Source organism: Mangrovibacter phragmitis (assembly GCF_001655675.1).
Classification (GTDB): domain Bacteria; phylum Pseudomonadota; class Gammaproteobacteria; order Enterobacterales; family Enterobacteriaceae; genus Mangrovibacter; species Mangrovibacter phragmitis.
In genome coordinates this window covers 365,855-379,246 of sequence record NZ_LYRP01000012.1, presented here as the reverse complement: position 1 = coordinate 379,246, position 13,392 = coordinate 365,855, and the positions used below count along the sequence as shown (strand labels likewise).

Sequence of the window (13,392 nt, the reverse complement as noted above, 5' to 3'; positions counted from 1 at the left end):
TGTTGTTAATTGTGGTTTAAGGCCTTCAGGCTGAACGTCATCCCGAAGGCCCATGCCTGTCAGAACCAGGTTTCCATCTGCACGCCGAAGTTCCACTCACCACCGGCGGTAAAGCCATTGCTGCCAAAGCTGTCACTGCTGGAATAGTTATCCAGCCGATGATCCCAGTCCATCCATGTTGCGAACAGGCGCAATTCAGGGCGTTTGAGAAACTCACCGACATCACTGGCTTTCAGCGTTGGTGCCACTGTCAGTTTGTAGAAGTTGCCACTTACGGCATTACGGCTGTTATAGCCTTGCGGGCGTAAGTCCATATACTGGTAAGTAGTTTCGTATTGCATTTCAAAGTTTTGGGTAAATTCCTGAATAAAACGCAGGTTAAGTGTTGCCCACTGGTAGCTGTCACCTTTGACATAACGGTCTTTACTGGTTTGCGCCAGCACCGCAGGCGCGATGTGCCAGCCATCACCTAAAGAGGTCATCCCGTAGCTTGCCAGCCGCCAGGTATTCGCTTCTGGCAATAGCGCGCCATCGGCCCCGACTGTTTTTACTTCCGCACCCAGACCGTGGCCGTACAGCAATGCTGTTTTTGATGTGCCATCCCGCAGACCGTAGAAGCTGTCGTTATGTAAACCCAGTAAAGCATGGACACCGGTATTGGCAGCGTCTTTCTTCACCAGGTTATCATCAATATCGCGCCGTTCATTATTGTCTTTTGCCCGCATACCACTAACCATTAACTGCACCGGCCCGATATAGTTGTTCAGGGTCAGGATATAGTTCTGCGCTGTGTTTTCGCTGTTCTCAATATCGCCAAAAGTGCGGCCATACAAGGAGAAGTTACTGCGCGCATTGTCGCTCCATGCCATGTCATAAATACCGGCACCAGTCCCGGCAAGGAACACGACATCAGAGTCAATCCAGTGGATGTCAAAGTTATCGCGGTCAAAGCGTTTACCGGCCCACACCGTGCTGTTTTTGAACGCGCCAGTGAACGTAGGCAAATGGCCGAGTTCGGTAAAAGCCTGGCGCACATTCAGGTCGCTGGAGGAAGCAGTCCAGTCGTTATAGGTTCTTTGCCCGTCAGCCAGCATCACTTTAAAACGCGTGGTTGCACCATTGGCGAGGGTCTGCTTGTGCTCAAGATTCATTTCCAGATAGGTATCCGGCTCATTGCCGAGACGCCCCACATGGCCACCCGTTTCCCCTGCAGGCGTGAAGGTTGGGCCTCCCTGGGTTTTCGCCGCAGAATCATTCATCAACAAGCCAGAACGTGCATAGCCATGAAATTCAAAGCCATCACTGGCGTTGGTTTTTTCTTCCAGACGAGCGGTGCGTTGCTCCGTTTGTTGAGCAACCGCCTGAGCCTGTACAACCGTTGCCTGAGTTTTTTGTTGGGATGCCGCCAGGTTTTTCACCTGTTGTTCTGCGGCCTCAGCCCGGTGTTCAGCAATATCCGCACGGTGTTCTGCAGCCTGTAACCGCTGCTCCATTGCGGCAAGACGAGCTTCAATGCTGGTTAAGTCCGTATCGGCGAAAGCGGTCTGAGAGCCGATTAGCAAGCCAATGCTTATTGCAAGAATGCTTTTTTTCATCATGGTGAGGCTTTCCTGAAAGAGAGGTATCATCATTTTTTGCTAACTTGCTAAACCGGTTTAGGCTTGAATCATAATCATGTCAGAATTTGCCATGCAACATATTCTGCTAAACCGTTTTAGTCATTGTGACAAGCTTCGCAAATCGGGCTGACAGACAGCCCGCAGAAGTCCCCAGGAAACCCGGTTTACAGACAGTGACGGAAAGGTAATGCGGTCATGGCCCCCTTAGCGGTTGTCGCCAGGGCCCCACAACGTTGAGCTGTCGCCATTAATGGTGCCAGTTGTGGCATAGTTTGCGGGAAACCATCGCGTGCCAGTCCCCACAGTAACCCGGCAACAAAAGCATCACCTGCGCCAGTGGTATCAATGCTTTCCACAGCCTCTGCCGGATAATGCTGTACCGCTCCCTCAAAGCAGGCCATAACACCAGCCCGGCCCTGAGTCACCAACAGCAATGGAATGTGGTAATGCGCAGCCAACGCTTCCAGGCTCGCTGGCGCACCAGGTGAAGCCATAATAAACGCCAGCTCCTCTTCGGAAAGCTTAACCACGTCGGCCAGTGCTAATGCTTTGCCAAGGCATTCGCGCAATAAAACCGGGTCAGACCACAAATCTTCGCGAATATTAGGATCAAAGCTGACCTTACCTCCCGCCTGGCGAATTTGTGACATTGCCGCAAATGCTGTGCTACGGCTGGGTTCAGCGGAAAGTGCAATGGAACAGACATGGAGCCACTCACCACCGGCCATCACAGGAACATCACTCTGCGCAAGAAAAAGATCCGCACTGGGCCTGACCATAAAGGTGAAAGTGCGTTCACCCTGCTCATCCAGAGCAACCACAACGGTTGAGGTGCGTTGCTGTGGGTCGAATGTGAGGTACCGGGTATCAACCTGTTCCGCCTGCAGTGTCTGCGCCATAAAATGACCGAACGGGTCATCACCCACCCGGCCAATGAAAGCGCTTATCCCTCCGAGCCTGGCGATACCTACCGCAACATTGGCAGGCGCACCGCCCGGGCACTGTAATAAACGACCAGCTCCATCGGGCAGCAGGTCAACGACGGCATCGCCCAGCACCCATACTTTTCCAGACATGTTTTATCCTCATAAACTGTGCTGGCTAAACATTAAATTAAACCGGTTTAGCAAATCAATTCATTTTTAGCGAAGTATGATGAGCATAAAATGTATGGGTTAGCTGAATGCCACAGCCATTTGGAAAAAAGAGGCAAGAAAGCAAGCAGCGAGGCGTGCTATTCGCGCACCTCGCCAGAGAGTTAGAGCTTAACGAATAGTGTCATAAATTTGCTCATGAATATCTGACCACTTAACAGCGCCACCCACTCCGGATTTTTCACGCTGCAATGCCTGCTGCCATGCCTGACGCTCCTGTTCAACAACATCACTTTGCCAACAGAAGGTTTCGAGGAAGGTTTTACGCATGGAGGTCAGTGATTCTCCCCGCGCCATTGCATCACTGATAGTGCTAATCATCCGTCGACAAGGTTCCGGCTCATCCATTTGCGAACGAAAGTTAATTAACAGCTCCAGTACATCTTGTTGATCCCTTGCCAGTGGCTGCTCAGCCCATGAAGCCTGCCAGGTCATACCGCCTTCAAGGAACTGCCGCACCACTTTGCGGTCACCACGCATAATAGCCGAACGAAAATTTTCCGGGGTCCAGTCTATACCCTGGTGTTGTAGTTCCAGACGCGGGCCAGTAACATCACCTGTGGGCGCATTTTTCATGAATCCCACATAGTGCTCCCCCATAAGCTTACCGTCGTTCGGGGTATCGCGATTGAGATGGGTAAGCAAATAAATACCCACACCAAATATCGCCACTAATGCAACAGCCACGGCAGACCACAACACGGTCGCCAGCAAATTGACGGGCTCAGATACCTCATCCGGGGCTTTGTACTGCTCTTTTTGCAGACTGTCCTGCACAGCACCGGTATCAGTGCCGTTTTTTTGGAAGAACTGCCCAAGCTCTGCCGGGTCGGCGTGCTGAAAAGCGGAAGGGTCAACTTTCGTACGCCCCTCCCGGTAAGCCTTCTGTACCGGCTCAGTGATTTCGTGCACGTAATTTTCCAGCAATGCAAGCTGGACAGCCGACAGAGGTTGTCGGGAAACCACCTGGTTGCGCATCAGGCGGATTTCATCAAGAAAAGCCTGTAATGTCTTGCGCTGGTCAACCAAAAAACCCTGTGAGGACGAGTTAAAAACCGGGGCATAAAACCGGTTAAACTCCCGTTTATCCACCAATACAGATGCCAGCTCACTGAACATCAGGCCACTAATAATGTCGCCTTTCTCTCCCTTCGACTGGCTGCGTTTCACTGCACTCACTCCCAGTAATGTAGTCAAATGCGTGGAGAGTTTAGCTTTGTCCGGCCAGGCCCGGCTGATGAGCTGGCGCAGCATCAGTTCCACAGCACGAATCTGCGCTTTTCCCTGAAACTGGCTTTCTGCATCACTGGCTGGTAAGGACGCAGTCCATTTCAATGCGGGTTGTTTCTCACGCATTTTCTCCAGCCAGGAAACATAACGCAGGGCGGCAATCACCTGGTGCGGTGTTGCCGATTGCGCACTTTCGCTGCCAGGTACCAACTGCTGGAAGTGGCGTAGTAGCAGTGTGAACTGTGACATCCCGGCATCGTTAAGTTTCAGGCGCTTACCGATCTCCGCCCAACTGCCCAGGCTGGCGCGCGCCTGTTCAAGCTCTTCAAAGAACCATTCAGGGCCACTACCCGCTACAGGGGTATAGTTCAATAAAGCGAAGATTTGCACCGCCGCTTCGTCAGAGATGGCCAGGCAGTGAGTCAGTGTATCTTTCAGCGCTTGTGGGGATGGGGTTGTCATAATCGTCCTTAGTGTAAAACCAGAGCCCAAGTCAGGCCTAAATAAAGGTTATCGGTATTTGTTCAGGTTTATTCATAGCCAAACAGAAAAACTGTGGGGCCTGGAACACTATTCATGGCAGATTGAATGGCACCATATTGAAATCGCCCCAGAAACAGGGGAGAAGTAGAGTCATATATTCCACAAAACTTCTGGAAAAGGCGTATTTTCTATGTCGGTTTCTTATCCTGACCCGCTGGTTATCCCAACCTCCCGGCTGGAAATGCGGCAGATCAATGCTGCCGACTGGCCATTTTACTTATCCCTGCAATCCAACCCGGCAGTCATGCAGTTCATTAGTGATATCCGCAATGAAGAGGCGATTCGGGCCGGTTTTGACAGCCGTCTTCCGCCCTGGCAGCCTGGCAGCGAGCACTGGTTGTGCCTTGTTATTATGCAGCGCGATTCTGGCGTCCCTGTCGGGCTTACTGGCTTTTTACCTGATGGGAAAGCACAGGCTGAAGTAGGTTTTATGCTCAGCCCGGACTGGCACAGACAGGGTTATGGCTATGAATCACTTCAGGCAGTGGTGAAATACGGGTTTACCACCCTCGGGTTACATAAGTTAACCGCAACGGTTACCGCCGGTAATCAGGGAAGCCGGGCGCTGTTAGAAAAAGCAGGTTTTCGCCTGGAGGGAACACTGCGGGAAAGCTATTGGCTGGCAGGAGAATGGCGCGATGACTGGCTGTTTGGGTTGCTGGCCCGGGAGGCTGCCCTCTGAGTCTTTTACCAGAGGGCAACACCCTGAATTACAGGAACATGCCGCCAGATACTTCAACACGCTGCGCTGTCATCCAGGCCAGAGAATCACTCAGCAAAGCAACAATGGCATCCCCGATATCATCGGGTAAACCCACCCGGCCCAGAGCAGTCTGGCTGGCTAAAAACCGGTTCATATCGCTGTTATCACGCACGCCGCCACCTTCAAAGTCGGTTTCAATCGCACCGGGGGCAATACAGTTAACACGAATACGGCGTGGCCCCAGCTCTTTTGCCATATAGCGGGTCAGCACTTCTATACCGCCTTTCATGGTGGCATAAGCGGAATAGCCCGGCACAGAAAAACGCGCCAGCCCACTGGAGACGTTCAGAATAGCGCCACCATCACGGATGATGGGTAACAGCGCCTGGCTCAGGAAAAATGGGCCTTTCAAGTGTAGCGCCATCAGTCCATCAAAAACCGCCTCAGTAAACTCGCCAAAAGGCGCGCTACTGCCAGTTCCGGCATTGTTGATTAAATAATCAATATGTGAGCACTGCCATTGCGATTGAAGCGCCCCGGCCAGGGTTTCGACAAAGGCAGGAAATTGAGAACTTTGGCCAACATCTAACTGAATAGCCTTAACCTTGACGCCTTTTTCGGCTATCTCCTGAACAGTTTCTTCTGCAGCCTGTTGGTTACTATGCCAGGTAAAAATAATATCAATTCCGGCACTGGCAAGCTTCAGCGCGGCGTTTTTCCCCAAACCACGGCTACCACCGGTAATCAAAGCAATACGTTGTGTCATCATAAACCTCATCTTTGTCTGTCATGGTGTCGAAGTACAGCTTATTAGCTGCTATAAAAACAATAAAGGTAAGGAGATACACATCACTGTTTCACATACAACAACAATAGAGCAAAAATATGGATAAAATTCACGCAATGCAATTGTTCCTGCGGGTCGCGGAACTCGAGAGTTTTACCCGCGCCGCAGACACACTTGGTTTGCCTAAAGGTAGTGTATCCCGCCAGATTCAGGCGCTGGAAAATCAACTGGGCACCCAATTACTGCACCGTACAACACGCCGCGTCAGCCTCACCCAGGACGGCATGGTTTACTACGAACGTTGTCGGGATGTTCTGGCAAACCTTGATGAAATGGACGGTATGTTCCAGCATGATCCACGCAGCATTAGCGGGCGCTTGCGCGTGGATTTACCCGTAGATATCGCCAGTAAGGTGGTTATCCCTCACCTGCCTGGTTTTTTACAACAATATCCCGGTATTGAACTGGAACTCAGCAGCAGTGACCGCCTGGTGGATGTCATTCGTGAAGGTTTTGATTGCGTGTTACGGGTTGGCGGGCTCAAAGATTCAGGGCTGGTTGCGCGATCACTGGGAAAAATGATGATTGTTAACTGCGCCAGCCCGGATTATCTGGCCCGATTCGGTTACCCTTCAACACTGGAAGACCTCAGCAACCATGCATTGATTCATTACACAGTGAATCTGGGCACTCGCCCCACCGGTTTTGAATATGTTGATGACAAGCAGGTACATCAGGCCAGGACGGGCGGTATTCTGACGGTAAACAGCACCCAGGCATATAAAGATGCCTGCCTGGCAGGCCTGGGGATTATTCAGGTCCCCCGGGTTGGCGTGAGAGAATTTTTACGCCAGGGAACATTAATTGAGATTCTTCCACAATATCGTGCTGAACCCATGCCTGTATCCTTGATTTACCCGCACCGGCGCAACCTTTCACGCAGGGTACACCTGTTTATGAACTGGTTAAGCGAAGTTATGAAAAGTTATCTGGAACAGCCCTGAGCTATACTACAACCAATGAGTCCGACCGGCCGGGCTCACACATTTAGTGAAGTTATTAATTGAAGGGAAACACATGTCTGCACCGGAAAACCGCCCAGGTAACGGCGATTCATCTCACAAAAAATCCTCCACCAATGCGGCTAACGGCGCTGTTGATAAAGCAATTTCTGCAGTAAACCAGGCAAGCCGTAACCCAGTGGTAGCTCACTTTCTGCGTGCTGCTGAACGTTTTAATGACCGCATGGGCAATCAGTTTGGCGCGGCAATCACCTATTTTTCGTTTCTATCACTGATTCCGGTAATGATGGTGTCGTTTGCTGTCGCCGGGTATGTACTGGCTTCTCACCCAACTCTCCTGGAAGATATCTTCACCCGGATCCTCAATAACGTCAGTGATCCCACCCTTGCCAGTACATTGAAAAACACTATTCAGACTGCCGTACAACAGCGCACTACCGTCGGTCTGGTCGGTTTGATGATTGCGTTATATTCCGGGATTAACTGGATGGGTAACCTGAGAGAAGCGGTAAGGGCTCAGTCGCGGGATGTCTGGGAACGCAATCCTCAGGACAAAGAAAAAATTTGGGTGAAATATTTACGTGACTTCACAGCACTGACGGGGTTGATTATTGCACTGGTTGTCACGCTGTTTATTACCTCTGTTGCGGGTTCAGCACAAACGTTGATTATTCACCTGCTGCACCTGGATGCACTCACCTGGCTTAAACCCGCCTGGCGCGCGATTGGGCTGGTCATTTCAATTTTCGCCAACTACTTGTTATTTTTCTGGATATTCTGGCGATTACCCCGCCACCGCCCTCGCCGCAAAGCGTTGATTCGCGGTACGTTCATCGCCGCCGTTGGTTTTGAAGTGCTGAAGATTATTATGACGTATACCTTACCGAAACTGGTCAGTTCACCTTCAGGAGCAGCTTTTGGTTCCGTGCTGGGTTTAATGGCGTTTTTTTACTTCTTTGCCCGTCTGACCTTGTTCTGTGCCGCATGGATTGCTACAGCACAATACAAAGATGATCCTCAAATGCCCGGGAAATCTCGAAATTAATGCTGCCTTCCCCACCATTTTTAGCTAAAAATGGTGGGAAGAAAGAAAAGTAGCAGATAACACCAGTCCGTAACTTTTATTTAACCTGAATCCAGTTTTTTATTCTGATTTTTACAAATCGAAAAGCATGTAACATAACATTTATTCCCAGTCCAAACATTATTCACTTTTCGATTATTTTTTCACCAAATCCCCACCCTTCGCGCCGTTGAAATGTCACTTTTGCTGTGCCTAATATTGCTGTTCACTCGTCGTAAATAAGAAAAAATTATGCAAGCTTCCATCACAACTACTATCGATACTGAAAATCAGGAGACACCGGTTAACTCACGCGGCAAAGTGGTCATTGCATCACTTATTGGCACTGCAATTGAATTCTTTGATTTCTATATTTATGCCACCGCTGCCGTAATCGTCTTCCCACATATTTTCTTTCCGCAGGGTGACCCGACCGCAGCAACACTGCAATCACTGGCAACATTTGCCATTGCGTTTATTGCCCGCCCGATTGGTTCCGCGCTATTTGGCCACTTTGGCGACCGTGTTGGCCGCAAGGCAACGCTGGTTGCATCGCTACTGACGATGGGTATTTCTACGGTACTCATTGGCCTGTTGCCTGGCTATGCCAGCATTGGGGTGATGGCACCGCTGCTGCTCGCTTTAGCGCGTTTTGGGCAAGGCCTGGGGCTCGGTGGTGAATGGGGGGGAGCCGCACTACTGGCAACAGAAAACGCCCCGGCAAAGAAACGTGCACTTTATGGTTCTTTCCCCCAGTTAGGTGCGCCAATTGGTTTCTTTTTTGCCAACGGTACTTTCCTGCTGCTGTCCTGGTTGCTCACCAACGAACAGTTTATGGCCTGGGGATGGCGTATTCCGTTTATCTTCTCGGCTGTGCTGGTGTTGATTGGCCTGTATGTACGTGTTTCATTACATGAAACGCCAGTCTTCTCCAAAATAGCCAAAGCGGGGAAACAAGTGAAAGTGCCACTAGGGCGCCTGCTGAGCAAACACCTCAAGGCGACCATTCTTGGCACATTCATCATGCTGGCAACCTACACACTGTTTTACATCATGACAGTGTATTCAATGACATTCAGCACTTCACCAGTACCCGCAGGCCTTGGTTTCCCGCGTAATGATGTACTGTGGATGCTGATGATGGCGGTAATTGGTTTCGGCCTGATGATTCCTGTCGCCGGGCTCATTGCAGATAAATACGGGCGCCGTAACAGTATGATTGTCATTACCAGCCTGATAATTCTGTTTGCGCTGTTCGTGTTCCCAAAACTTCTGGGTTCTGGCAATGAATCGCTGGTAATGCTGTATTTGTTCCTCGGGCTGAGCCTGATGGGGTTAACCTTTGGGCCGATGGGGGCATTACTGCCTGAACTGTTCCCAACCGAAGTGCGTTATACCGGGGCGTCTTTCTCTTATAACGTCTCTTCCATTCTTGGCGCATCGGTAGCACCTTATATTGCCACCTGGTTACAGGCTAATTATGGTTTGCTGTATGTTGGTTTCTACCTGGCGACGATGGCCGTACTGACACTGCTTGCCCTGATCCTCACGAAGGAAACACGCCACCAGTCACTCTGATAGTAAGACAAGCCGCAGCAACGCTTTCCTGCGCTGCGGCTGAATCAGACCAGTTGTAAGAGCACATGCTCCAGGTTATTGAAAGGCTGAGGCCGGGAAAGGAAGTAGCCTTGCGCAGCCATCGCCGGAGAAGCCTGTATCGCCCGCCACTCCTCTGCTGTTTCCACGCCTTCAACAATCACACCATTACAATAGCGATTCATCAGTTGCAGTAAGAGAGTGAACAGATTGCGGCCTTCTGCTGTTTTGCGCAGCATAATGAACAGTTCACGCGCTACTTTAATGTAGTCGTAACGCACTTCACTGAGTGAAGAGAAGTTTGCCATGCCAGTACCAAAATCATCCAGCCACAGAGGGCCAAACTCCGGCATCCCCGCCAAAGAGGCATTGCTGGGCAAGCGAATATGTTCAACCAGCTCAAAGCGAACCCACGGCAGGCGGGCTATGCGCGCCAGCATTGCAGGCTCCTGGCGAATAGCCAGCAAGGTAGGTCCATCAATATTAACTGAAGCCAGAATATTAAATCGCAGGAAAAGACTCTCCAGGTGTTCCAGCAGGCTCAACTGTTCCCGTACAACCTCAACCCGTTGCGCTGTGGTAATTGCAGCAAAATAGTGGTCCGGACGAACACGCCTTGATACATCTTCCAGGTCAGTGATTGCCGTTAACATTTCAACCGCCATCAACCGACCCGAAGTCCGGTAAATCGGTTGAAAAGTGTAAGCACGTTCACACGCCGACCACAAGCGTTGAGCCTGTCCGCTTTCTATATTCGCTTCAGGCGTATACAGCCGGTGGGTGATTTGCTTTAAGTTCATTGCTAATGACATCCTGTATAAACGAGTATAAAGGCAAAGCCTTGTCACTCGGTTATCGGCGGGGCACGGGATAACTTTACGCGCGTTTTCCAGGCAAGTGATGCAGGACACGCATCCGTGGTAGCCTCAATACTGTGCGATGTCAAATTTTTATCGAAACGTTGTTTTAAAATGTTTGACTGATTTTCAAACGAGCCGCACACTAAAGACAGTCTCTCCAATCAGGTTCCAGAATTATGCCGACCAAAAAAATTGCCGTTATTGGCGAATGTATGATTGAGTTGTCGCAAAAAGGCGCTGATGTTCATCGCGGTTTTGGCGGCGACACCCTGAACACGTCTGTTTATATAGCCCGTCAGGTTGATGAGGCTGCGTTGTCAGTACACTACATCACCGCACTGGGCACAGACAGCTTCAGTCAGCAAATGCTGAATGCATGGCAGCAGGAAAATGTAAAAACGAGTCTGATACAACAAATGGAAAACCGCCTGCCAGGGCTCTATTACATCGAGACCGATGACACTGGCGAGCGTACGTTTTACTACTGGCGTAACGAAGCCGCAGCCCGTTACTGGCTGGAGAGCGACCAGGCAGACGCCATTTGCCAGCAACTGGCCCAGTTCGACTATCTGTACCTGAGCGGTATCAGTCTTGCGATCCTCAGCCCGGAAAGCCGTGAAAAATTGCTGAACCTGTTACGCCAGTGTCGTGAAAATGGTGGGAAAGTTATTTTCGATAATAACTATCGCCCCCGTTTATGGCGCAGCAAAGAAGAGACTCAGCAGGTTTATCACCAAATGCTGACCTGTACAGACATTGCCTTCCTGACGCTGGATGATGAAGACGCTTTATGGGGGGAAAAACCTGTAGAGGAAGTGATTCGCCGCACCCAGGAGGCTGGTGTACGCGAAGTCGTAATTAAACGCGGTGCCGACAGTTGCCTGGTGGCTATTCAGGGGCAGGCAACGATTAATGTTCCGGCCGTGAAACTGCCCAAAGACAAAGTGGTTGATACCACTGCAGCAGGCGACTCCTTTAGCGCGGGCTACCTGGCGGTTCGCCTCACCGGAGCCAGTGCCGAAGATGCAGCAAAACGCGGCCACCTGACAGCCAGTACAGTTATTCAGTACCGCGGCGCGATTATCCCTCGCGAAGCGATGCCTGACTGATTCCTGCCAGCTCTCCCGGGTCTCCGGGAGAGTGTTTCCCTATCCGTTACAACGCGTTCTTTTCGCTAAACTTTGCCGTTCAGGCAGTTTCACTTCCCTGATGTATTACTGCCTGCGTCGGGTGCTGCGGGTGTTTCTGGCGCGTCTGGTGTTACAGATGAAGCCGGCACGTCAACCGGCATATGCTTACCCCAGATTTCGCGTAGTGTTTTCGGGTTAACCTCAGCCTCGCCCTGAGGCTGGAGCAATACCAGTGCCATATCCTGCGAGAGCATCTGGCGCAATTCCTGATTAATTTCAGCAATAGTCACTGACCCCAAAAAAGCGGCGCGCAACTTCTGATATTGCTCGGGTGCAATATCCACCACCTGGTTTTGTAGTGAACGCAGGCGCTGATTCATTAGTACCCCAGTGTCAGTACGAGCGTAGGTGGCAAACAGCGTTTGCAGCTCTTTGCGCTTCTGTTCTATCAGCGCATCCACACTTTCTTGTGGCAACCCTTTTTCCCGGACATTCGCCAGTTCTTCACTCAAAAGCGCCATGTTTTTTTCTAACGTGTCACCCGATGTGTCCAGATTCAGCCCACACTGGGCACGTTGATAAAGCACACGGCAGTCGAAACCAAGGCCAATATCTTTCACTTTACGCTTTTCCATGGCCTGCTGAACATGCCAGAAAAGTGCTTCACGAGCCAGATCAGCGCGCCAGTAATGGAGCAGTGCCGCCGAATCACGAATAGGTTCCCAGGGGGTATCCCACATCACAGAAAGCCGATCTTGCTGCAGGTGGTTACTTATCAGGCTTACTGCATCAGACTTGAGCGGCTGTAATGTAGGGAGTGTAGCCGGGGTCGTGCGCTTTCCAGTAAGTGAGCCAAAAATTTTGGCAATTTGCTCAGACACACTGCGGCTGTCAATATTGCCAACAATTATCAGTGTCATGGCATCAGGGGTGTACCATTTTGAGTAAAAGCTCTTCAATGCGGCCATATCAACGGGTTGCTCCAGCGAGGTACCGGGCGCATGGGACAGCATTGCGGAGCCCTGTAAGCGGTAGCGCCACCAGGCGTCCTGCGGGTTAGCAGGCCAGGTTTTAACCATATTTTCTGTCGACAGCGCTTTATCAATACTTTCCTGGGTAATCGCCAGCTTACCACTGGCACCAGCCAGCCAGGACAACGCTTCTTTCAACAAATCGTCACGGTTATTCGGCAGGCTCATGTCGTACATCGTAAAGTTGTACGATACCAGAGCAGGAGGAGCGGGACGATTTGGATCAATACTTTGTTGCCATAAGGAGCGCGCCTGAAGCGCGGGCAGGCTGCCGCTTTGCGTTAGCGCAATACGCGGAATAAATGCAGTGAAACCACTCTGCTGAGCAGTTTCTGCCAGAGATCCTGTATTTATTGAAAGGCGAATCTCAATGCGGTCACTGGGGCGCTGCGGAGTCTGAAGAATTTGCCATTTCAGACCGTTAGGCAGCTTCCCTTCCTGCCATGCGGGATCGGGCTGTAGTGCATCCGCCTGCGCAAAACCAGAGGCTGTCAGCATCAACAACCCACTGGCTAAAAGTCGAATTCTGTTGCCCTGCATGTATACCCCTGCTCAACATTCCTGGTAAAAAAACACTGATGGCCTGAGCCATCCAGACATAACGTTCAGGCATGTTGCTTTGACAGCAAAAAAGGCCAAACGTCACGCAATGAT

10 protein-coding genes and 1 pseudogene are annotated in these 13,392 nt (G+C 50.9%); 5 read left to right on the top strand and 6 right to left on the bottom strand.

Annotated features, from left to right (window positions below):
* Positions 1–59: 59 nt before the first annotated feature.
* The 3 genes from A9B99_RS11970 to A9B99_RS11960 all read right to left on the bottom strand — a co-directional run bounded on the left by A9B99_RS11970 (position 60) and on the right by A9B99_RS11960 (position 4,465).
* Positions 60–1,595 (bottom strand): carbohydrate porin, encoded by a 1,536-nt coding sequence (locus A9B99_RS11970; protein ID WP_064598057.1) that lies wholly within the window; start codon positions 1,593–1,595, stop codon positions 60–62.
* Between the two features lie 188 nt (positions 1,596–1,783).
* On the bottom strand, positions 1,784–2,695 hold the full coding sequence (locus A9B99_RS11965) for an aminoimidazole riboside kinase (protein ID WP_064597760.1): 912 nt from the start codon (positions 2,693–2,695) through the stop codon (positions 1,784–1,786).
* A gap of 189 nt (positions 2,696–2,884) precedes the next feature.
* Positions 2,885–4,465, bottom strand: a complete 1,581-nt coding sequence (locus A9B99_RS11960) for an STY4199 family HEPN domain-containing protein (protein ID WP_064597758.1) — start codon at positions 4,463–4,465, stop codon at positions 2,885–2,887.
* Positions 4,466–4,676: 211 nt separating this feature from the next.
* Here A9B99_RS11960 and A9B99_RS11955 point away from each other — a divergent pair, with 211 nt between their 5' ends.
* On the top strand, positions 4,677–5,228 hold the full coding sequence (locus A9B99_RS11955) for a GNAT family N-acetyltransferase (RefSeq protein WP_064597756.1): 552 nt from the start codon (positions 4,677–4,679) through the stop codon (positions 5,226–5,228).
* Between the two features lie 28 nt (positions 5,229–5,256).
* On the opposite strand, the gene A9B99_RS11950 is transcribed toward A9B99_RS11955, so the two are convergent.
* Positions 5,257–6,015 carry an SDR family NAD(P)-dependent oxidoreductase gene (locus A9B99_RS11950; RefSeq protein WP_064598051.1) on the bottom strand — a complete coding sequence of 253 codons (759 nt, stop codon included), beginning with the start codon at positions 6,013–6,015 and terminating at the stop codon, positions 5,257–5,259.
* 119 nt (positions 6,016–6,134) lie between these two features.
* Here A9B99_RS11950 and A9B99_RS11945 point away from each other — a divergent pair, with 119 nt between their 5' ends.
* The 3 genes and pseudogenes from A9B99_RS11945 (at position 6,135) to A9B99_RS11935 (ending at position 9,699) form a co-directional block, all read left to right on the top strand.
* Positions 6,135–7,040 carry a LysR family transcriptional regulator gene (locus tag A9B99_RS11945; RefSeq protein WP_064597754.1) on the top strand — a complete coding sequence of 302 codons (906 nt, stop codon included), beginning with the start codon at positions 6,135–6,137 and terminating at the stop codon, positions 7,038–7,040.
* A 187-nt stretch (positions 7,041–7,227) separates the two neighbouring features.
* Positions 7,228–8,103: pseudogene (yhjD, locus tag A9B99_RS11940) on the top strand (inner membrane protein YhjD); the annotation flags it as partial.
* 270 nt (positions 8,104–8,373) lie between these two features.
* On the top strand, positions 8,374–9,699 hold the full coding sequence (locus A9B99_RS11935) for an MFS transporter (protein ID WP_064597752.1): 1,326 nt from the start codon (positions 8,374–8,376) through the stop codon (positions 9,697–9,699).
* A 44-nt stretch (positions 9,700–9,743) separates the two neighbouring features.
* Here the strand turns inward: A9B99_RS11935 and pdeH are convergent, their stop codons facing one another.
* Complete coding sequence (pdeH, locus tag A9B99_RS11930) at positions 9,744–10,517, bottom strand: cyclic-guanylate-specific phosphodiesterase (protein ID WP_064597751.1); 774 nt, start codon at positions 10,515–10,517, stop codon at positions 9,744–9,746.
* Positions 10,518–10,753: 236 nt separating this feature from the next.
* Between pdeH and kdgK the strand changes: the two genes are divergently transcribed.
* Positions 10,754–11,686, top strand: a complete 933-nt coding sequence (kdgK, locus tag A9B99_RS11925; protein ID WP_064597749.1) for a 2-dehydro-3-deoxygluconokinase — start codon at positions 10,754–10,756, stop codon at positions 11,684–11,686.
* 89 nt (positions 11,687–11,775) lie between these two features.
* Here the strand turns inward: kdgK and A9B99_RS11920 are convergent, their stop codons facing one another.
* Positions 11,776–13,278, bottom strand: a complete 1,503-nt coding sequence (locus tag A9B99_RS11920; RefSeq protein ID WP_064597747.1) for a M16 family metallopeptidase — start codon at positions 13,276–13,278, stop codon at positions 11,776–11,778.
* Positions 13,279–13,392 lie beyond the last annotated feature (114 nt).